This is a genomic window from Bradyrhizobium sp. STM 3809, assembly GCF_000239795.1.
Taxonomy (GTDB): Bacteria; Pseudomonadota; Alphaproteobacteria; order Rhizobiales; family Xanthobacteraceae; genus Bradyrhizobium.
This window is the reverse complement of sequence record NZ_CAFJ01000002.1, coordinates 15,934-35,638: the sequence shown is the minus strand read 5'-3', so window position 1 is coordinate 35,638 and position 19,705 is coordinate 15,934. Positions and strand designations below refer to the sequence as shown.

General features: G+C 65.4%; 17 protein-coding genes. 7 read left to right on the top strand and 10 right to left on the bottom strand.

Going from position 1 to position 19,705, the window contains the following annotated elements; genetic code table 11:
- The 8 genes from BRAS3809_RS00190 to BRAS3809_RS00155 all read right to left on the bottom strand — a co-directional run.
- Nucleotides 1–115 (bottom strand): nitroreductase family protein (locus tag BRAS3809_RS00190; protein WP_035654675.1); only part of this gene is annotated, 115 nt, incomplete at its 3' end.
- Between the two features lie 238 nt (nt 116–353).
- Complete coding sequence (locus BRAS3809_RS00185) at nt 354–1,601, bottom strand: acyl-CoA dehydrogenase (protein ID WP_008960084.1); 1,248 nt, start codon at nt 1,599–1,601, stop codon at nt 354–356.
- A gap of 122 nt (nt 1,602–1,723) precedes the next feature.
- A complete protein-coding gene (locus BRAS3809_RS00180; protein ID WP_008960083.1) occupies nt 1,724–2,968 on the bottom strand; it encodes an acyl-CoA dehydrogenase in 1,245 nt (414 codons plus the stop codon).
- A 251-nt stretch (nt 2,969–3,219) separates the two neighbouring features.
- Nucleotides 3,220–4,347, bottom strand: a complete 1,128-nt coding sequence (locus BRAS3809_RS00175) for an acyl-CoA dehydrogenase family protein (RefSeq protein ID WP_008960082.1) — start codon at nt 4,345–4,347, stop codon at nt 3,220–3,222.
- Nucleotides 4,348–4,504: 157 nt separating this feature from the next.
- On the bottom strand, nt 4,505–6,373 hold the full coding sequence (locus BRAS3809_RS00170) for an AMP-binding protein (RefSeq protein WP_008960081.1): 1,869 nt from the start codon (nt 6,371–6,373) through the stop codon (nt 4,505–4,507).
- 42 nt (nt 6,374–6,415) lie between these two features.
- Nucleotides 6,416–7,222 carry an enoyl-CoA hydratase/isomerase family protein gene (locus BRAS3809_RS00165; RefSeq protein WP_008960080.1) on the bottom strand — a complete coding sequence of 269 codons (807 nt, stop codon included), beginning with the start codon at nt 7,220–7,222 and terminating at the stop codon, nt 6,416–6,418.
- Nucleotides 7,223–7,375: 153 nt separating this feature from the next.
- Nucleotides 7,376–8,134, bottom strand: a complete 759-nt coding sequence (locus BRAS3809_RS00160; RefSeq protein WP_008960079.1) for an SDR family NAD(P)-dependent oxidoreductase — start codon at nt 8,132–8,134, stop codon at nt 7,376–7,378.
- Between the two features lie 89 nt (nt 8,135–8,223).
- Nucleotides 8,224–8,883, bottom strand: a complete 660-nt coding sequence (locus tag BRAS3809_RS00155) for a TetR family transcriptional regulator (RefSeq protein WP_008960078.1) — start codon at nt 8,881–8,883, stop codon at nt 8,224–8,226.
- A 136-nt stretch (nt 8,884–9,019) separates the two neighbouring features.
- On the opposite strand from BRAS3809_RS00155, the gene BRAS3809_RS00150 reads away from it, so the two are divergent.
- The 4 genes from BRAS3809_RS00150 (at nt 9,020) to BRAS3809_RS00135 (ending at nt 13,683) form a co-directional block, all read left to right on the top strand.
- Nucleotides 9,020–10,192 (top strand): acetyl-CoA C-acetyltransferase, encoded by a 1,173-nt coding sequence (locus BRAS3809_RS00150; protein WP_008960077.1) that lies wholly within the window; start codon nt 9,020–9,022, stop codon nt 10,190–10,192.
- 171 nt (nt 10,193–10,363) lie between these two features.
- Nucleotides 10,364–11,899, top strand: coding sequence for an acyl-CoA synthetase (locus BRAS3809_RS00145; RefSeq protein WP_008960076.1), 1,536 nt, complete (start codon nt 10,364–10,366; stop codon nt 11,897–11,899).
- A 234-nt stretch (nt 11,900–12,133) separates the two neighbouring features.
- Nucleotides 12,134–13,204 (top strand): alpha/beta fold hydrolase, encoded by a 1,071-nt coding sequence (locus BRAS3809_RS00140; protein WP_008960075.1) that lies wholly within the window; start codon nt 12,134–12,136, stop codon nt 13,202–13,204.
- A 95-nt stretch (nt 13,205–13,299) separates the two neighbouring features.
- Complete coding sequence (locus BRAS3809_RS00135; protein ID WP_008960074.1) at nt 13,300–13,683, top strand: hypothetical protein; 384 nt, start codon at nt 13,300–13,302, stop codon at nt 13,681–13,683.
- A gap of 304 nt (nt 13,684–13,987) precedes the next feature.
- Here BRAS3809_RS00135 and BRAS3809_RS00130 read toward each other — a convergent pair whose 3' ends face one another.
- On the bottom strand, nt 13,988–14,710 hold the full coding sequence (locus BRAS3809_RS00130; RefSeq protein WP_008960073.1) for a hypothetical protein: 723 nt from the start codon (nt 14,708–14,710) through the stop codon (nt 13,988–13,990).
- A gap of 201 nt (nt 14,711–14,911) precedes the next feature.
- On the opposite strand from BRAS3809_RS00130, the gene mbfA reads away from it, so the two are divergent.
- From mbfA to BRAS3809_RS00115, 3 genes are all read left to right on the top strand, one after another.
- Nucleotides 14,912–15,883, top strand: coding sequence for an iron exporter MbfA (gene mbfA / locus BRAS3809_RS00125; RefSeq protein ID WP_008960072.1), 972 nt, complete (start codon nt 14,912–14,914; stop codon nt 15,881–15,883).
- A gap of 80 nt (nt 15,884–15,963) precedes the next feature.
- Nucleotides 15,964–16,494, top strand: a complete 531-nt coding sequence (locus BRAS3809_RS00120; protein ID WP_008960071.1) for a cytochrome b — start codon at nt 15,964–15,966, stop codon at nt 16,492–16,494.
- Between the two features lie 83 nt (nt 16,495–16,577).
- Nucleotides 16,578–18,047 carry an amidase gene (locus BRAS3809_RS00115; RefSeq protein WP_008960070.1) on the top strand — a complete coding sequence of 490 codons (1,470 nt, stop codon included), beginning with the start codon at nt 16,578–16,580 and terminating at the stop codon, nt 18,045–18,047.
- A gap of 327 nt (nt 18,048–18,374) precedes the next feature.
- Here the strand turns inward: BRAS3809_RS00115 and BRAS3809_RS00110 are convergent, their stop codons facing one another.
- Entirely contained in the window at nt 18,375–19,463 is a 1,089-nt protein-coding gene (locus tag BRAS3809_RS00110; RefSeq protein WP_008960068.1) for a Zn-dependent alcohol dehydrogenase, read from the bottom strand.
- Nucleotides 19,464–19,705: the final 242 nt, after the last annotated feature.

Genomic DNA, 19,705 nt, shown 5'->3' with positions numbered 1-19,705 from the left:
ATGGCTGGCTGTTGCACCAAGACGCGGTCTTCTGCGCGGCGGTCAGGATCCGCTCGATGGCCGCACGCGGCACCGGATCGGCGCGGAAGCTGCGGCAGGAGAAGCGGGCTGCCATGAGGTCTTCGAGGATGGTGATGGGACCCTGCTCCGAATTTGCTGCTGATGACATCCTAACCTTCCTGGAGTTCGAATGCGGGCGCAACCTGCGCTCGCCTTCCGCACAACGTCATTCCGGGGCGGTCGCGACAGCGACCGAACCCGGAATCTCGAGCTTCTAAAAAAGAGATGCAAACCAACCTCGACATTCCGGGTTCAAGGCCTCGCGGCCTTGCCCCGGAATGACGTCAGTGTGGCTAGCTCCGTCCCTTGGTCGGCACCTTGTTGAACGGCACGTCCTTGTCGACACGGATGTCGCCGGGCAGGCCGAGCACGCGCTCGGCAATGATGTTGCGCAGGATCTCGTCGGTGCCGCCGGCGATGCGCATCGACGGCGACGTCAGCAGCATCTGCTGGAATTGGCCTTGCGTCACCGTCTCATCCGCACCGGTGAGCACGCCGGCGCCACCTTCGAGGTCCATCGCATAGATCGCGATGTCCTGCAGCATCACGCCGGCGACGAGCTTGCCGATCGAGTTCTCCGGACCGGGCCGCTCGCCCTTGGACAGCGCCGAGATCGCGCGGTAGCTGGTGTATTTCAGCCCGCTCGCCTTGACCGCCCACGACGCCAGCTTCGAGCGCGTGGCGCGATCGTCGATCGCGAGCCCGGCCTCGGTGATCAGCTTGGAGCAGAACTCGAACATCTCCGGGAAGCCGGTGGCAAGCCGTGCGCCGATCGACATGCGCTCGTTCATCAGGGTCGTCAGCGACACGTTCCAGCCGTCGCCGACCGCGCCGAGCCGCTGCGAATCGGGGATCACGACATCGGTGAAATAGACCTCGTTGAACTCCTGCATGCCGTTGGCCTGCTTGATCGGGCGGACCTCGACGCCCGGGCTCTTCATGTCCAGGAAGAACATGGTGAGCCCCTTGTGCTTGGGCACGTTGGGATCGGTGCGCGTGATCAGCAGGCCGTAGTCGGAGTAGTGCGCGCCGGAGGTCCAGATCTTCTGGCCGTTAATCACCCACTCGTCGCCGCGCTTCTCGGCGCGGGTGCGCAGGCCCGCGACATCGGAGCCGCCGGCCGGCTCGGAAAACAGCTGGCACCAGATCTCCTCGCCGGAGGCAAGCTTCGGCAGATAGCGCCGCTTGTGCGCCTCGCTGCCATAGGCCATCACGGTCGGGCCGCACATGCCCTCGCCGATCTGGAACGGCTGCGTCAGCTTGCCGTAGACGCCCTCCTCCTGCTGCCAGATCACGCGCTCGATCGGCGAAGCACCGCGGCCGCCATATTCCTTCGGCCAGTGCAGGCAGGCCCAGCCGGCGTCGGACTTCTTCTTCTGCCAGGCCTTGCCGACCTCGACGATGTCGGCGTGCTTCAGCCGGATGCGTCCGAGCGAGGAGCTTTCGAGCTCCTCCTCGAGCTCCCTCGGCGCGTTGGCCGCGACCCAGGCGCGCGCGGTCTCGCGGAAGGCGGCTTCCTGCGGGGTATCGTCGAAGTTCATGGCCTGACCCTCACTTTGTATTCGTAGGGCGGGTTAGCCGAAGGCGTAACCCGCCAAATCCCTGGCTTCGTTCAAGCCATCGGCGGGTTACGCTGCGCTAACCCGCCCTACGGCTCTGATTACTACGCGCGTCCCTTGGTCGGGACCTGGTTGAACGGCAGGTCCTTGTCGACGCGGATGTCGCCGGGCAGGCCGAGCACGCGCTCGGCGATGATGTTGCGCATGATCTCGTCGGTGCCGCCTTCGACCCGGGTGCCGGGCGCGCGCAGCAGCATCGCCTGGAAACGTCCCGCGAGCTCCGCCTCGGGGCCGCTGAGCACGCCCGCGGCGCCCTGCAGATCGAGCGCGTAGGTCGCGACGTCCTGCACCATCGCGCCGGCGACCAGCTTGCCGATCGAGTTCTCCGGCCCGGGCCGCTCGCCCTTCGACAGGGCCGAGATGGCGCGCATGCTGGTGTATTTCAGCCCGCTCGCCTTCACCGCCCAGTTCGCCAGCTTGGAGCGCACGTTGCGGTCGTCGATCGCCGCGCGGTCGTCGAGCATCAGATTGGAGCAGAAATCGAACAGCTCGGGGAAGCCGGTGGCCACGCCGGCGCCGATCGACATGCGCTCGTTCATCAGGGTGGTGAGCGCGACGTTCCAGCCGTCATTGACGGCGCCGAGCCGCTGCGAATCCGGGATCACGACGTCGGTGAAATAGACCTCGTTGAAATCCGAGTGGCCGCTGGCCTGCTTGATCGGACGGACCTCGACACCCGGGCTCTTCATGTCCAGGAAGAACATGGTGAGGCCCTTGTGCTTCGGCACGGTCGGATCGGTGCGCGTCAGCAGGATGCCGTAGTCGGAGTAGTGCGCGCCCGAGGTCCAGATCTTCTGGCCGTTGATCACCCACTCGTCGCCGCGCTTTTCGGCGCGGGTGCGCAGGCCGGCGACGTCGGAGCCGCCGGCGGGCTCGGAGAACAGCTGGCACCACACCTTCTCGCCCGAGGCCAGCGGCGGCAGATATTCCCGCTTGTGCTGCTCGGAGGCGTAGGCCATCACGGTCGGGCCGCACATGCCGTGGCCGATGATGAACATCGCGGAGAGCTTGCCGAACGGCCCCTCCTCCTGCTGCCAGATCACGCGCTCGATCGGCGAGGCGCCGCGGCCGCCATACTCCTTCGGCCAGTGCAGGCAGGCCCAGCCGGCGTCGGCCTTCTTCTTCTGCCAGGCCTTGGCGACCTCGAGAATGTTGGCGTTCTTCAGCGCGGTGCGGCCGAGCGAGGACGCGCGCAGTTCATCCTCATACTGCTTCGGCGCATTCGCCGCGATCCAGGCACGCGCCTCGGCGCGAAACGCTGCCTCCTGCGGGGTGTCATCGAAGTTCATGGGTCCAGCCTCTCATCTCTTAGGGTGGGCAAAGGCGCAACGCGCCGTGCCCACCAATCCAAACCGCGACACTTGCGGTGGGCACGCTTCGCTTTGCCCACCCTACGATCTTGTTCCGTCATTCCGGGGCGATGCGCAGCATAGAACCCGGAATCGCGACGAGATAACCTCTGGATTCCGGGTTCGCTCGCTCTGCGCAAAATGGCCTTGCCATTTTGCGCGCGCGAGCGCCCCGGAATGACGGGCTTGGGTCACGCCGCGTTGCGCTTGCGCATGCGATCGATCAGCTGGTCCTCCCAGTAGGACAGACTGCCGAGGCCGAGCGCGAGCGCGTTGGCGCGGCGGTAGTACATGTGGCAGTCGAACTCCCAGGTGAAACCCATGCCGCCATGGACCTGGATGTTGTTCTTGGCGCAATGCTGATAGGCCTGCGTCGCGCTGATGCGTGCCGACGCCGCGGCCTCGGGCAACTCCGGCGCATTGGTCGAGAGCGCCCAGGCGCCGTAATAGGCGTTGGAACGCGCTAAGGTCGCCGAGACATACATGTCGGCGAGCATGTGCTTGACCGCCTGGAACGAGCCGATCGGACGGCCGAAGGCGATGCGGTCGAGCGCGTAGTCGCGGCCCATCTCCAGCGCGCGGTCGGAGCCGCCGACCTGCTCGAACGCGGTCAACACCGCCGCGCGGTCGAGCACCTGGGTGAGGATGCTCCAGCCCTCGCCGGCCGCGCCGAGCGGCTCGGCCTTGCAGTTCGCGAAAGTGAGCTCGGCCTGCCCGCGGGTCGGATCGAGATTGGTCAGCGCCTTGGCCTCGACGCCGCCAGCCTTGGCGTCGACCAGGAACAGCGAGATGTCGCTGTCGCGGCCGGTCGAGGCCGTGCGCGCGGCGACGATGATGAGATCGGCGATGGCGCCGTCGGCGACCGGCTTCTTGGTGCCGTTGAGCACGCCATTCGCGGCGGCGAGCTTGATCGCCTTCGGCGATGGATTGCCGGTGCCCTCGAACAGCGCGAGGGTGCCGATCACCTCGCCGCTCGCGATCTTCGGCAGCCAGGCCTGCTTCTGCGCATCGCTGCCGGCGAGCATCAAGGCTTCGGCAGCGAGATACACCGTCGACGAGAACGGCACCGGCGCCAGCGCGCGGCCGACCTCCTCGGCGATCACGCAGAGTTCGAGATGGCCGGCGCCGGCGCCGCCATATTCCTCGGGGATGGCCACGCCGAGGAAGCCCATCTCGGCAAAGCCTTTCCACAGCGCGCGGTCATAGGCCTCCTTGCCGTCGAGCACGACGCGCACGGCTTTCGGCGGACACTTCTCGGCGAGGAATTTCCGCGCCTGGTCCCGCAGCTGCTTCTGGTCGTCGGAGAAATCGAAGTTCATGGATGTCACTCGCCTTGGAAGTCGGATCAATACTTGCCGTCATTCCGGGGCGCGCGGAGCGCGAGCCCGGAATCCATACGCACGATCGTGGTTATGGATTCCGGGCCTGCGTGCTTCGCACGCATCCCGGAATGACGAATGGAAAGAGAGGGGCTCATCACAGCACGATCACGTCGCTGTCGGGTGTATCGGCATAGAGACGCTCGACCAGGGCGGCGCGGCGTTCCAGGCCGGCGCGCTGGTTGATGTAGCCCTTGTCGGTCAGCTCGTGGCCGTCGATCGACGGCGGCTCGACCATCAGCATCGCGCGGCCGATGCGCCGGCTGGTCGCGCCGTCGCACTCCTTGTTGTGAGCCTGAAGTCCGCGACGGACGCAATCGATGACAGCCGGATGCTTCACCACGTCCTCGAATGTCGCTTGGGGATTGCCGACCAGTTGCCGGCAGGCGTGCAGGTTCGGCCACGCCAGCAGGCCGATATATTCGCGGTCCTGCCCCGCCACGAGCGCGTCATGAATCGCCGGCGTGGCCGCGGCAATGGCATCGGTGCGCAGCGAGCCGACATGCACGAAGGTGCCGGTGGTCAGCTTGAAATCCTCGACCACGCGGCCGGCGAAGATGATGCCCTGCGCGGGATCATTGGGATCGACGAACACGCCGGCATCGCCGATGCAGTAGAAGCCTTCCTCGTCGAACGCCTTCCTGGTCAGCTCAGGCTGGCCGAGATAGCCGGGCATCACGTTGATGCCGCGCAGGCGCAGCTCGTATTTGTCGCCGGTCGGCACCATCTTCAGCTCGACGCCGGGGAACGGCAGGCCGATCAGGCCGACGCGCTCGGTGTTCCAATAGGTGCCGGTCGAGGTCGGCGCGGTCTCGGTCGAGCCCCAGCCGGTGTAGAACACGATGCGCTCGCCGGTGGTCTTCACCGCCAGCGCCTGCATCCGCTCGTAGAGATCGTCCGGCAGCCGCGCGCCGCCATAGGCCATGATGCCGAGATCCTTGAAGAAGGAGCGGCACAGCGCGTCGTCCTTCTCCATCGCCGCGGCCAGCGCGGCGTAGCCGGCGGGAACGTTGGCGTAGTAGGTCGGCGAGACCTCGCGCAGGTTCTTGATGGTCTCGTCGAACATGCCGGGCATCGGCCGGCCGTCGTCGATGTACAGCGTGCCGCCCTCGATCAGGAGCGGATTGAACAGCGCATTGCCGCCCATGGTGTGATTCCACGGCATCCAGTCGAGCACCGTGGAGATCGGCGCATCCGGCCCGCGCGGCCGCGTCTGCATCATCATCGCCGCATTGGCGCACATCATGCGCTGGGTGTTGATGACCGCCTTGGGCATGCCGGTCGAGCCGGAGGTGAACAGCAGCTTGCCGACGGTGTCCGGCGTGATCTGCGCGATCGAGGCCTCGACTTCCGAGGTCACCGGGGTCGCGGCGAGATCGGCGAAGCTGATGCTCGGGATGCCCTCGCAGGGACGCGCGACGTGGATCACCGTGATGCCGTCGAGGTCGAGCGACTTCAGCGCCTTATCGAAGGTCGGGCCGTCCTGCACCATCACCACGCCCGGCTTCACCAGGCCGAACAGGTATTTGAGCTTGAGGTGGTCGTGGCTCATCAGCGAATAGGCCGGCGACACCGGCGCCGCCGGCGATCGCGCCTGCATCGCCGCGAAGGTCATCAGCGCATGCTCGATCGAATTGCCGGAGAGGATCGCGACCGGGCGGCCGTCGAGCTTCAGATTGAGCAGACCCTGCGTCAGTCCGTCCACAGTCCGCTTGGCCTCGGCGTAGGACAGCTTGCGCCACTGCCGATCGGGGCCGCTGCGCTGCGCGAGCCAGGTCCGCGCCGGCGCCTCCCTGGCCCAGCGCGCCAGCGGCGCCGCGAGATGCGGCTCATAGGCCTGCAGCGGAATGCGCGACTTGATGACGATCACGCCATCGCCGCGCCGCTCGACATCGATGTCGCGCGCCAGCCAATTGACCTTGCGGAATGCCGGCTTCTCCAACACCTTCGCTGCCGTCCCGTCCATATTTGCGTCTCCCGAAATATCGTCCTTTGCGGATCTTGATATCTAGCGGTTGGTATAGACCGGCTTACGCTTCTGGAGGAAGGCTTCAATGCCTTCCTTGAAATCCTCGGAGCGGCTGCACAGCACCTGGTTACGATCTTCCATCGCGATCACGGCTTCGATCGACGATGCATCGACGCTCATATTGAGGCACTCCTTCGACAGGCGGAGCCCGACCGGCGAGGCCGTCATCATCGCATCGATGAAGGGCGCAGCCGCGCTCTCCAGCGCATCCTCCTCGACGATCTCCGACACCAGCCCGACCATCAGCGCGCGCTCGGCGCCGATGAAGCGGCCGGTGAGGATCAGCTCGGAGGCGACGGAAACGCCGACCAGGCGCGGCAAAAAGTAGCTGGTGCCGATGTCGCAGCCCCCGAGGCCCAGCTTGATGAAGGCGCAGTTCATGCGCGCCGACCGCGTGGCGATGCGGATGTCGGCGGCGAGCGCCAGCGCGAACCCGCCGCCGGCGGCGGCGCCCTGCACCAGCGCGATGATCGGCTGCGGACAGCGCCGCATCAGCATCACGATGTCGGCGATGCGGCGCTGTGAGTCCAACGACTCGGTCACGCCAGGCGGCTCGTTGACGCCGCCGCGGCGCTGCATGGCCGCCTTGAGATCGAGGCCGGCGCAGAAGTTCTTGCCCGCTCCCTTCAGCACGACGACGCGTGTGGTGCGGTTGCGCTGCAGGCTTTCGAAGTAGGTGTTGAGCGCGTCGATCAGCGCGGGATCGAGCGCGTTCAGGCTCTCCGGACGATTGAGCGTCACCCGGTCGACACCGTTCTCATGCTCGATCAGCAGCGGTTGGGACATGACGCGCGCTCTCCTCACCGTCATCCCGGCGAACGCCGGGATCCATAGCCACCGGCTTGATTGGTTAGAATGCGGCGTCTGCCGGTTTGCCCGTCACAGACGCCGCGGAGTATGGGTCCCGGCTCAAGGCCGGGACGACGGCGGAGGTCGCCGTCAGCGCGGGGCCATGCGGATGGCGCCGTCGAGGCGGATGGTTTCGCCGTTCAGCATCGGGTTCTCGACGATGTGGACGGCGAGGTTGCCGTACTCCGAGGCGTCGCCGAGGCGGGCGGGATGCGGCACCTGGGCGCCGAGGCTCTTGCGGGCCTCCTCGTTCAGGCCCATCAGCAGGGGCGTCAGGAACAGGCCGGGCGCGATGGTGTTGACGCGGATCTTCTGGCTGGCGAGGTCGCGCGCCGCTGGCAGCGTGAGGCCGACGACACCGCCCTTCGAGGCCGAATAGGCGATCTGGCCGATCTGGCCTTCATAGGCCGCGACGCTCGCGGTGTTGATGATGACGCCGCGCTCCTCGCCAACCGCTTCCGCGGTGACCAGGCGCTCGGCGAACAGGCGCAGCACGTTGAAGGTGCCGATCAGGTTGACGTTGATGATGCGCGCGAACTTCGCCAGCGGATAGACGCCGTCCTTGCCGACGATGCGCTGCGAGCCGCCGATGCCGGCGCAGTTCACCAGCACGCGGGCGATGCCGTGCGCAGCCTCCGCTTTGGCGATGCCGGCCTTGACCTGGTCCTCGTTGGTGACGTCGGCATGCAGGGCGACGCCCTTGATCTCGGCGGCGACCTTCTCGGCATTCTCCAGGCTCTGGTCGAGCACGGCGACCTTGGCGCCCTTGGCCGCCATCGCGCGCGCCGTGGCGGCGCCGAGACCCGAGCCACCGCCGGTGATCAGAACGGCTACGTTGTTGAGTTGCATGATGCGTTTCCTCCGTTTGATTATTGTTGGCGAATAGCGAGTGGCGAGTCGCGAATAGCAAAGGGTGCTCTCCCCCTATTCGCCACTTCCTATTCGCTACTCGCCCGTTTCAATATCCCGCCGCAGATCAACGCCTCCATATGGGCGATGTACTGGCGGCAGACTTCGTCGGTGACCGGGCCGACGCCGATCGCGCGCGACATGGCGTGGCGGCCGAAGAACAGGTGATCGCAGGCGCCGATCAGGCTGGTGTAGAACAGCACCGGATCGACGGCGCGGAATTCGCCCGTCGCGATGCCCTCCTCGATCAGCCTGCGATGGAAATCCAAGAGCGGCGCGACGAAGAACTTCGACACCTCGTCGGCGGCCTCGGCGCTGCTCTCGTGCAAGAGATAATGGATCAGCCGGTTCATGTAGGGGAACCGGTGATAGGCACGGATGATGCCGCTGATGTGCAGCTTCAGCTTGGCGGTCGGCGGCAGCGGCTGCGCCAGAAGGTATTCGAGATTGGCGACCTCGGTCGCGGCGTCGCGCGCGAGCAGCGCCAGCAGCAGGCCGTCCTTGTTGCCGAAATGATATTTGACCAGCGCGGCATTCGAGCCGGACTTCTGCGCGATGTCGCTGAGCGAGATCTCGATCGAGGACCGCTGGATCATCAGCTCGCTGGCGGCATCCAGCAGCTTTTCCGCGGTGGCATTCCGCCCCACGGCAAGCTTCTCCGGCACGCTGTTTTGCAGCTGAGGTCCCAAGGCGTTTCCTGACGTTGTTGGGGCCAGATAAGCCGAAGCCGGAGTTGATCTCAAGAGTTAATTGATCGATTGACTAAAGCTCAATCGCGCATTTAAATCGGCGCCAATCACGAACCAAGTCTAGGGAGGAAACCTCATGGCGGAAGCCTATATCGTCGCGGCTGCGCGCACGGCCGGCGGTCGCAAGGGCGGGCGTCTGGCCGGCTGGCATCCGGCCGATCTGGCGGCGAAGGTGCTGGACGCGCTGGTCGAGCGCTCCGGCGCCGCGCCGGACCAGGTCGAGGACGTGATCATGGGCTGCGTCATGCAGACCGGCGAGCAGTCGACCAACATCGCGCGCAACGCGGTGCTGGCCTCCAGGCTGCCGGAGAGCGTGCCGGGCACCTCGATCGACCGCCAGTGCGGCTCGTCGCAGCAGGCGCTGCATTTCGCCGCCCAGGCGGTGATGTCAGGCGCGATGGACGTGGTGATCGCCGCGGGCGTGGAGTCGATGACCCGGGTGCCGATGGGCCTGTCCTCGACCCTGCCGGCGAAGAACGGTTTCGGCCACTACAAGAGCCCGAACATCGAGAGCCGCTATCCGAACATCCAGTTCAGCCAGTTCACCGGCGCGGAAATGATGGCGGAGAAGTATGGGCTCTCCAAGGATGAGCTCGACGAATACGCCTATAACAGCCATCAGCGTGCGATCGCGGCGACGCAGGCCGGGCACTTCAAGGACGAGATCGTCCCGCTGCAGATCACCCGCGCCGACGGTTCGACCGACACCCATCATATCGACGAGGGCATCCGCTTCGACGTCAGCCTCGACGGCATCAAGGGCGTCAAGCTGATCGCCGAGAACGGCAAGCTGACGGCGGCGACCGCGAGCCAGATCTGCGACGGCGCCTCGGGCGTGATGGTGGTCAACGAGCGCGGCCTGAAGTCGCTCGGCGTCAAACCGCTGGCGCGCGTGCACCACATGACCATGATGGGCGGCGATCCCGTCATCATGCTGGAAGCGCCGCTGCCAGCGACCCAGCGCGCGCTGCAGAAGGCCGGCATGTCGATCGACGACATCGATCTCTACGAGGTCAATGAGGCCTTCGCATCGGTGCCGACCGCGTGGCTCAAGACCACCGGCGCCGATCCGAGCCGTCTCAACGTCAATGGCGGCGCGATCGCGCTGGGCCATCCGCTCGGCGGCTCCGGCACCAAGCTGATGACAACGTTGCTGCACGCGCTGAAGGCCCGCAACAAGCGCTACGGCCTGCAGACCATGTGCGAAGGCGGCGGCATGGCCAACGTGACGATTGTTGAGCGGCTTTAACTCTCGCAACTCCCCCGGTGTCGTCCCGGCCCTGAGCCGGGACCCATAGCCACCGAATCCAATATTACGCGAGCTGGAGCCACAGCTCGCTCTCACCACAGGCTCCTGTGGTTATGGGTCCCGGCTCGAGGCCGGGACGACACCTTTTCCTGATTTAGCGGTGAGCCCATCATGACCCACCCCTCCATTTATGCCCAGAGCCATCCGGACAAGATCGCCTATCAGATGGCCGGCACCGGCAAGGCCATCACCTATCGCGAGCTCGACGAGCTCTCCAACCAGGGCGCCCAGCTGTTTCGCGCGCTCGGGCTCAAGGCCGGAGATCACATCGCCTTTCTGATGGAGAACCGGCTGGCCTTCATGGAGATCGCCTGGGCCGCGCAGCGCTCAGGCCTCTACTACACCGCGATCAGCCGCTACCTCACCAAGGACGAGATCGCCTACATCATCCGGGATTGCGGCGCCAAGGTCTTCATCACCTCGCCGAAATGCGCCGAGCAGGTGCGCGACCTCGTGACGAAGGAAGGCCCGCTGTTCTTCATGGTCGACGAGCCCGAGCCGGGCTTCCGCTCCTGGGACAAGGAGGCCGGCGCGCAGCCCAAGACGCCGATCGCCGATCAGGTCGCCGGCTACGACATGCTCTATTCCTCGGGCACGACCGGACGGCCGAAGGGCATCAAGAAGGATTTCGAAGGCAATCCGATCGATGCGCCGAACCCATTCCTGCGGGTGCTCTGCGCCGACATGTGCGGCATGAATGCCGAGAGCATCTATCTCTCGCCGGCGCCGCTCTATCACGCCGCTCCCTTGCGCTTCAACATGATGGCGATCGTGCTCGGCGGCACCTCGATCATCATGGAGCATTTCGATGCCGAGGAGTTCCTCAAGCTCGTCGAGAAATACAAGGTCACCCAGTCGCAGCTGGTGCCGACGATGTTCGTGCGCATGCTCAAGCTGCCTGACGACGTCCGCCAGCGCTACGATGTCTCGACCCTGAAGGGCGCGATCCATGCGGCGGCGCCCTGCCCGGTCGACGTCAAGGCCAGGATGATCGAGTGGTGGGGACCGATCCTGATCGAGTACTACGCCGGCTCGGAAGGCAATGGCGTCACGGTCTGCACCTCGAAGCAGTGGCTGGAGCATCGCGGCAGCGTCGGCCGCGCGGTCGTCGGCAAGATCAAGATCCTCGGCGAGGACGACCGGGAGGTACCAACCGGCGAGATCGGCACGGTGTATTTCGCCGACGCGCCGGTGTTCTCCTATCACAATGATCCAGAGAAGACGAAGCGCGCCTACAACGACAAGGGCTGGTCGACGCTCGGCGATGTCGGCTATCTCGACGCCGACGGCTTCCTCTATCTCACCGATCGCAAGTCCTACATGATCATCTCCGGCGGCGTGAACATCTATCCGCAGGAGACCGAGGACGTCCTCATCACCCATCCGGATGTCGCCGATGTCGCGGTGTTCGGCGTGCCGAACGAGGAGATGGGCGAGGAGGTCAAGGCCGTCGTGCAGCCGCACGACATGGCGCGCGCCGGCAAGGCGCTCGAGGAGCAGCTGATCCTGTTCTGCCGCAAGCACCTGTCGCCGCTGAAATGCCCGCGCTCGATCGACTTCGAGCCCGAGCTGCCGCGCACCCCGACGGGCAAGCTGGTCAAGCGCCATCTGCGCGAGCGCTACTGGCCGAAGAAGGGCGCGGCGTAGCCCCAGTCAGGCTGTCGTCCCGGCCTTGAGCCGGGACCCATAGCCACCGTCTTGAGTTTTGCGAAGGCTGGAGCTGGCAGCACGCCTTACCGCGTGATCCTGTGGTTATGGGTCCCGGCGTTCGCCGGGACGACACTGATGAGGACCGCAATGACCTCTCCTTCCTCACTCCCCCCGCTCCCACTTCCGCCCACCATCCGCTCGCGCTTCGTGGACGGCATCAATGGCCTGCGGATGCATGTGCTCGAAGCCGGGTTCGAGACGCCGGGGCGGCCCTGCGTGCTGCTGCTGCACGGTTTTCCCGAGCTCGCCTACAGCTGGCGCAAGGTGATGCCGGCGCTCGCCGCGGCCGGTTATCACGTGCTGGCGCCGGACCAGCGCGGCTATGGCCGCACCACCGGCTGGAGCGCCGACTATGACGGCGACCTCGCGCCGTTCCGCTTCACCAATCTGGTGCGCGATGCGCTCGGCGTGGTCTATGCCTTCGGCCATCGTCATGTGGCCGCGGTCGTCGGCCACGATTTCGGGAGCCCGGTCGCAGCGTGGTGCGCGTTGATTCGCCCCGATGTGTTTCGGTCGGTCGTGATGATGAGCGCGCCGTTTCCGGGGCCACCAGAGGCGCCGTTCGACATCGCCGACCATCCTCTCGCGCCGCCCGATGATCCCGTGCATCGCGAGCTCGCCGCGCTGCCACGGCCGCGCAAGCACTATCAATGGTATTACTCGACGCGCGAGGCCAACGCCGACATGCATCGCGCGCCGCAGGGCCTGCATGCGTTCCTGCGCGCCTATTATCACCACAAGAGCGCGGATTGGCTGGATAACAAGCCGCATCCGCTGCAGGCTTGGACTGCCACCGAGCTGGCGAAACTGCCGACCTACTACGTGATGGATCTCGATCAGACGATGGCCGAGACCGTTGCCGAAGTCATGCCTGACGCGGCGGCGATCGCGGCCAATCGCTGGCTGCCTGACAGCGAGCTCGCGGTCTACACTGCCGAATATGAACGGAATGGATTCCAGGGCGGCCTGCAATGGTATCGCTGCGGCACGTCCGGCCTGTTCGACGCGGAATTGCAGACCTGGTCGGATCGCACCATCGACGTTCCGTCTGCATTCATCTCCGGCCTGCAAGACTGGGGCATCTACCAACGGCCCGGCGTGTTCGAAGCGATGCAGTCCCGAGTGTGCACCAACATGATCCTGTGCGAGCTTATCGATCGCGCCGGTCATTGGGTGCAGCAGGAGCAACATGACCATGTCAATGAGCTCCTGTTCACGTTCCTGAACAAATCGACAGCCTGAATTCGGACGCCGTTCCGACGTATTAGGCGAATCGAGGAACGAACATTCGGGGTTGACGTTTTTGCATCCGGGCGATGCGCATCAGGAGAAGATTTATGGATAAGAAGATCGCAGGCTTGCTTGGCGCGGTCGCCGCTGTCGGCGCGCTCGGCTCGGCGCAGGCGTCAGCGGCTCCGGCTCCGGCGCCGACCGACGTGCTGAAGGCCAATTCCTACGCCGACCTGCTCGAGCCGATTCCGAATGCGGCCCAGGTGCTGCAGGCGCTCGACGAGCAGGCACCTCAGGCGGCTGAGCCGAAGGTGCAGCTGGCGCAGTGGTATCACCATCACCACCATCATCATCACCACCATCACCATGGCTACTGGCGCGGCTATGGCTATGGATACGGTTACGGCCCGCGCGTCTACGTCGTGCCGCGCCGGTACTATCATCATCACCACCACCATCACCATCATCACTGGTACTACGATCGCTATTGATCGTCGTGAGGTGAAAGCCGCGAAGGCGCCGACCGCGAGGTCGGCGCCTTTCGTTTGGGCACAAGACAGACAGGGCAATCAGGTACGGAGACAAGGCGCTCTCGGGACGAGCGAACTTGTCAATTTTGCACACCGTCATGCGCTGGCTTGTCCCGCCTGCGCGGCCGAAGCCGCGGCGGAGGCTCGGGCATCCATGTCGGTCAGGACGCTCGGAGCGACGTGGATGGCCGGGACAAGCCCGGCCATGACGACGGGCAGAGAAACGCGTGGATGTCTGACATCCGATGCGCTTGCCCGAACAGCCTCACGACTTGCGCGCCTTCTCCTTCGCCGCGCGATGCAGATGGCGGTAGGTGCCGTCGAACACGGTGTCGGTGCTCGACACCCATTCGGTCTCCTTGGCGAGCACCGGGCGGCTGGCGTGAATGCGGCGCGACTGCAACTCGCGCTCCGCGGCCTCGTCCGGGCCCATCGGCTCCACCGTGAAGTTGGCCTCCTCGGGAATCACGATCACTTGCGCGAACGGCTCGCCCGGGCGGAAGATGTGCGTCCGTCCCTCCGCCGGCGCCTTGAACACGCAGAAGAACAGCATCGGCCAGAAATTCCGGATCAGCGCCGGCACCGCGATCGGGCAGGTATCGGTGCGATCGGTGTAGAATCTCGGATGCGGCTCGGTGCGGATCGCGAAGCCCGGGGGCACCTTCAGATCGAGCAGGATCTGGTAGGTGTAGAACGCATCACCGAAATTGCGGAACGGCGGCCATTGCAGGCTCGGGCTCGGCGGCTCGCCCCAGTCGCCGGACATCTCGAGCTTGCCGTCGCGCGTCGTGACCTGCAGCTCGAAGTCGTAAGGATAGAACAGCTCGATGCCGTATTGCGCGCCTTCGGAGAACGGCACGCAATGCCAGACCTGCTCATGCGAGCCATTGGCGCGCGGCTGCCGCTCGCCCGCCCAGCCCGGAATATCCATCTTGGTGCGCCGCGGAGCCAGTCTCGGATCGTTCAGCCTGTATTTGACGGTGGTCATTGGAACTCCTTAGGTAGCCAAGCGGAAACGCGAACGGTGAATTTGCCCAGGGGTTCCCTGACTGGGGCCTGAATGCGACCTCACGAAATGTTTCGCGGCCACGGCGCGGCGGCAGTTTGACCGCGCTGCGGCAATCCATATAGAGATTAGAAACGTTCTAAACTGTCGAATGTTGAGAACGTCAAATCCGGGGACCTTGGAATGAAGAATTTCGCCGACCTCACCGAGCGCGAGATCCTGGCGATCGCGATCTCGGCCGAAGAGGAAGACGGCCGCATCTACATGAGCTTCGCGGAAGACCTGGCGGAGCGGTATCCGGATTCGGCGAAACTGTTCGAGCAGATGGCCGAGGAGGAGAAGGGCCACCGCCACATGCTGCTCGAACTGTATGAAGAGCGCTTCGGCAAGAACCTGCCGCCGATCCGGCGCGAGAACGTCAAGGGCTTCATGCAGCGCCGGCCGATCTGGCTGACCAAGAACCTGTCGCTCGACGCCATCCGCAAGGAGGTCGGCACGATGGAGTTCGAGGCCGAGCGCTTCTACGCCAAGGCCGCCGAGCAGGCCAAGGATGTCGGCGTGCGCCGGCTGCTGGGCGATCTCGCGCTGGCCGAGAAGGGCCACGAGCAGGTCGCGGCCAAACTGACCGACGAGATCCTCAGCCCCGACGTGCGCCACAAGGAGGACGAGACGCGACGGCGCGTATTCGTGCTGCAATACGTTCAGCCCGGCCTCGCCGGCCTGATGGACGGCTCGGTCTCGACCCTGGCCCCGCTGTTCGCCGCCGCCTTTGCCACGCATCAGAACTTCCAGACCTTCCTGGTCGGCCTCGCCGCCTCGATCGGCGCCGGCATCAGCATGGGCTTCGCCGAGGCGCTGTCCGACGACGGCTCGCTGACCGGCCGCGGATCGCCCTGGTTGCGCGGCGCGGTGTGCGGCGCGATGACGACGCTCGGCGGCCTCGGCCACACCATGCCCTATCTCGTTCCGGATTCCTGGACCAACGCGTTCTGGATCGCCACCGCGATCGCCGGCCTCGTCGTGTTCTTCGAACTATGGGCGATCGCCTATATCCGCGCGCGCTACATGGACACGCCATTCCTGCAGGCGGTGTTCCAGATCGTTCTCGGGGGCATCATCGTGCTGGGCGTGGGGATATTGATCGGCGCCGCCTGATAGCAGCCTGCCGGGTGCGCGATTCGGAACTTCCCGCGGGGGATGCCGATTGCGCCAGGGTCCACAAGGAAAAGCTCGTCATGACACCACGCCTGCACTACGGCACGCCCGCAAAGATCCTGCACTGGCTAGTGGTGGCGCTGCTCGCCATCCAATACCCCATCGGCTGGCTGATGCCGGATCTGCATGCCAACACGCCGCCGGGCACGCCGATGATCCTGCATATCTCGTTCGGCCTGACGATCCTGACACTGATCGTGGTGCGCCTCATCTGGCGCCTGACGCATCCGGTCGCGCCCGAAAGCTCGCTGCCAGCGTGGCAGCGGCTGAGCTCCGAGGCCGTGCACTGGATGCTCTATGTCATGGTGCTGGCCACGACCATCACCGGCTGGCTGTTCGCCTCCTTCCGCGGCTGGAGCGTGTCGTATTTCTATCTGTTCCAGCTGCCGATGCTCGCCGCCCGCAACCCGGCCGGCAACCGCGCCATCGACGGGCTGCACCAGGCGGCCGAATGGCTGCTGCTGATCCTGATCGTCGTCCATGTCGGCGCGGCGCTGGCGCACATCTTCGTCTATCGCGACCGCGTGATGCAGCGCATGCTGCCGGGCTGACCGCGCGTCTTCGCAATTTCGGTCAAGCGCCTGCCGCGCGCCTGGAGTAGAACACGACCTCCACGCGCACTGGGAGCAGGACCTTGGCAGCATCGCAATGGACGTTCGCAACCGCCGTCGAGACGGCGAAAGCTCTGGCACATCGCGAGATCTCGTCCGTCGAGCTGACGCAGCTCGCGATCGACCGCATCACCAGGCATGACGACAAGATCAACGCCATCTGCGTGCGCGATTTCGACCGCGCATTGCAGGCCGCACGCGCCGCCGACGCGCGGCTTGCGCAGGGCGAGCGGGCGCCTCTGCTCGGCCTGCCGCTGACGGTGAAGGAGTCCTTCAACGTCGCCGGGCTGCCGACCACCTGGGGCTTTCCCCAGCAGAAGGATTTCATCGCGGCTCAGGATGCGCTGATCGTCGCGCGCGTCAAGGACGCCGGCGGCATCGTGCTCGGCAAGACCAACGTGCCGATCGGGCTCGGCGACTGGCAGAGCTACAACGAGATCTACGGCACCACCAACAATCCCTATGATCTCGGCCGTACGCCGGGCGGCTCCTCCGGCGGATCGGCGGCAGCGCTCGCGGCCGGCTACGGCGCGCTGTCGCTCGGCTCGGACATCGGCGGCTCGCTGCGGGTGCCGGCATTCCATTGCGGCGTCACCGCGCACAAGCCGACGCTCGGCATGGTCCCGCTGCGCGGCCACACGCCGCCGCCGTTCCCGCCGCTGCCGATGGAGTCGGACCTTGCGGTGGTTGGCCCGATGGCCCGCTCCGCCGCCGATCTGGCACTGCTGCTCGATGTCATCGCTGGACCTGACCCTCTCGACGCCGGCAAGGCGTATCGGCTCGAGCTGCCGCAACCGCGGCACGGGCGCTTGCAGGATTTTCGCGTGCTGGTGATCGCGAGTGATCCGCTGCTGCCGACCGACACCGCCGTGCGCGGCGCGATCGAGCGCCTCGCCGCCGATCTCGCCAAGGCCGGTGCCAGCGTCGCCAGCGAGAGTCCGCTGCTGCCGAACCTCGCCGCCTCGAGCCGGATCTACATGCAACTGCTGCTCGGATTTCTTGGCGCCACCATGCCGCCGGAGGCTTACGCCGGCGCCAGTCAGGCTGCCGCCCAACTGCCGAAGGACGCGACGAGCCTCGCCGCTGAACGCCTGCGCAACATCCCGCTCAGCCATCGCGGCTGGATTCAGGCCCATGGCGCGCGGGCGGCAATGCTTGCGCAATGGCGCGAACTGTTCGAGCGATTCGATGCGGTGATTGCCCCGGTCATGCCAACGCCGGCCTATCCCCACGACCACTCGCCGGACCAGACGCAGCGTCGTATCCGTATCGGTGGCGTCGACTACGACTACAATGATCAACTGGTCTGGCCCGGGCTCGCCACCCTGCCCGGCCTGCCGGCGACCGCAATTCCACTCGGATTGGCCGATGGCCTGCCCGTTGGTGTGCAGATCGTCGGCCCCTGGCTCGAAGATCGCACGACCTTGAAGCTCGCGGAGCTGATCGAGCGCGAATTCGGCGGCTTCGTGCCGCCACCGATGTTTGCGAACTGATCTTTCCTGCTTTGAACCAGCTCACATTTGCGTACGAGTCCTGCGCCAAGGCTCCGCTGGCGCAGGACGTTCTGCCTCCCATCCGTCTGGTAGATCGAGGAGCTCCGCAAGACTCGAATCGATCGCAACCAGGTGTTCGAGGTGGACGAAAAATCCATCACTTATGTCGTGGTGATCACCGGATCCGCACATGACCTGCCAGTCCCCATCGTGACGGGCAACGAGAAGAATTGGCCTGTCTCGTCTGAGGACGTGGCCACAACAGATGATACCGATCTTTAGATTGCTCGGCTTCGACATGCTCTCCTCTTGAGGACGCTCACCACCTCACCCGTCGAACACAATCACGCTGCGCAAGGTCTTGCCAGCCTTCATATTGGCAAAGCCCTCGTTGATCTCAGACAGCTTCAGCTTGGCGGAGATCCAGTCCTCCAGGTGCAGCTTGCCGCGGAGATAGAACTCGACGAGGCGGGGCATGTCGACGCGGAAATGGTTGGAGCCCATCGACGAGCCCTGGATGCGGCGCTCCCTGAGGAAATCGAAGCCGTGCAGCTCGATCTTCTGGCCGAACGGGATCATGCCGACAATGGTCGCAGTGCCGCCCGGCGCGAGCATCGCGAAGGCCTGCTCGGCCGTCTCCTTCCGCCCCAGCACCTCGAAGGCGTGGTGGACGCCGCCCTTGGTGAGCTCGCGCACCTGCGCGACGACGTCGCCATCGGCGGGATTGATGATGTCGGTGGCGCCGAGCTTGGTCGCGAGCTGCAGCTTGGCCGGATTGGTATCGATGGCAATGATCCGCCCGGCGCCCGCGATTTCCGCACCGTTGATCGCAGCCATGCCGACGCCGCCGCAGCCGATCACGGCCACGGTCTCGCCGGCGGTCACGCGCGCCGTGTTCACCACCGCGCCATAGCCGGTGATCACGCCGCAGCCGATCAGCGCGGCGAGTTCGAGCGGCATGTCCTGGCGGATCTTCACGATCGCATTCTCGTGCACCAGCATCTGCTCGGCGAAGGACGACAGATTGAGGAACTGGTGCAGCTTCTCGGCTCGCGCCCATGACAGCCGGTTGGAAGCGCCCGGCAGCATCTTCACCGTGGTGTCGGTGCACAGCACCGGGCGGCCCGTGGTGCAATTGTCGCAGGTGCCGCAGAACACCGAGAGGCAGGTGACGACGTGGTCGCCGGGCTTCACATAGGTGACGTCGGATCCGACCTGCTCGACGATCCCTGCGGACTCATGGCCGAGCACCGCCGGCAGCGGATGCGGATAGAGCCCTTCGATGAAGTGCAGGTCGGAGTGGCAGAGGCCGGCCACCGCGGTGCGGATCAGCACCTCGCGCGGGCCCGGCTTGGGCACACTGATGTCTTCGATCACCAGCGGCTTGTTGACCTCCATCAGCACGGCGGCTTTCATTGGCGTTCTCCCTGTTTGTTATGATTGAGCGAGCGGCGTAACCGATCGTCTTCCGGCGCTCATGACTGCGCCCTCTCCCCTTGTGGGAGAGGGCTACACAGATGCAAGCAACAAACTCGCTAGGGTGAGGGGTTCGTGCGTCACACTCAGCTCCTCGCTCGCGGCAACCCCTCACCCGGCTTTCATGCTGCGCATGAAAGCCACCCTCTCCCACAAGGGGAGAGGGCGCACCGAGCGCGTGG

Bases quoted from the DNA above. Each gene is read 5' to 3' on its own strand.
- BRAS3809_RS00185 (WP_008960084.1), bottom strand. From the start codon at position 1,601: ATGAACTTCGACGATACCCCGCAGGAAGCCGCCTTCCGCGAGACCGCG.
- BRAS3809_RS00180 (WP_008960083.1), bottom strand. From the start codon at position 2,968: ATGAACTTCGATGACACCCCGCAGGAGGCAGCGTTTCGCGCCGAGGCG.
- BRAS3809_RS00175 (WP_008960082.1), bottom strand. From the start codon at position 4,347: ATGAACTTCGATTTCTCCGACGACCAGAAGCAGCTGCGGGACCAGGCG.
- BRAS3809_RS00170 (WP_008960081.1), bottom strand. From the start codon at position 6,373: ATGGACGGGACGGCAGCGAAGGTGTTGGAGAAGCCGGCATTCCGCAAG.
- BRAS3809_RS00165 (WP_008960080.1), bottom strand. From the start codon at position 7,222: ATGTCCCAACCGCTGCTGATCGAGCATGAGAACGGTGTCGACCGGGTG.
- BRAS3809_RS00160 (WP_008960079.1), bottom strand. From the start codon at position 8,134: ATGCAACTCAACAACGTAGCCGTTCTGATCACCGGCGGTGGCTCGGGT.
- BRAS3809_RS00150 (WP_008960077.1), top strand. From the start codon at position 9,020: ATGGCGGAAGCCTATATCGTCGCGGCTGCGCGCACGGCCGGCGGTCGC.
- BRAS3809_RS00145 (WP_008960076.1), top strand. From the start codon at position 10,364: ATGACCCACCCCTCCATTTATGCCCAGAGCCATCCGGACAAGATCGCC.
- BRAS3809_RS00140 (WP_008960075.1), top strand. From the start codon at position 12,134: ATGCATGTGCTCGAAGCCGGGTTCGAGACGCCGGGGCGGCCCTGCGTG.
- BRAS3809_RS00135 (WP_008960074.1), top strand. From the start codon at position 13,300: ATGGATAAGAAGATCGCAGGCTTGCTTGGCGCGGTCGCCGCTGTCGGC.
- BRAS3809_RS00130 (WP_008960073.1), bottom strand. From the start codon at position 14,710: ATGACCACCGTCAAATACAGGCTGAACGATCCGAGACTGGCTCCGCGG.
- mbfA (WP_008960072.1), top strand. From the start codon at position 14,912: ATGAAGAATTTCGCCGACCTCACCGAGCGCGAGATCCTGGCGATCGCG.
- BRAS3809_RS00120 (WP_008960071.1), top strand. From the start codon at position 15,964: ATGACACCACGCCTGCACTACGGCACGCCCGCAAAGATCCTGCACTGG.
- BRAS3809_RS00110 (WP_008960068.1), bottom strand. From the start codon at position 19,463: ATGAAAGCCGCCGTGCTGATGGAGGTCAACAAGCCGCTGGTGATCGAA.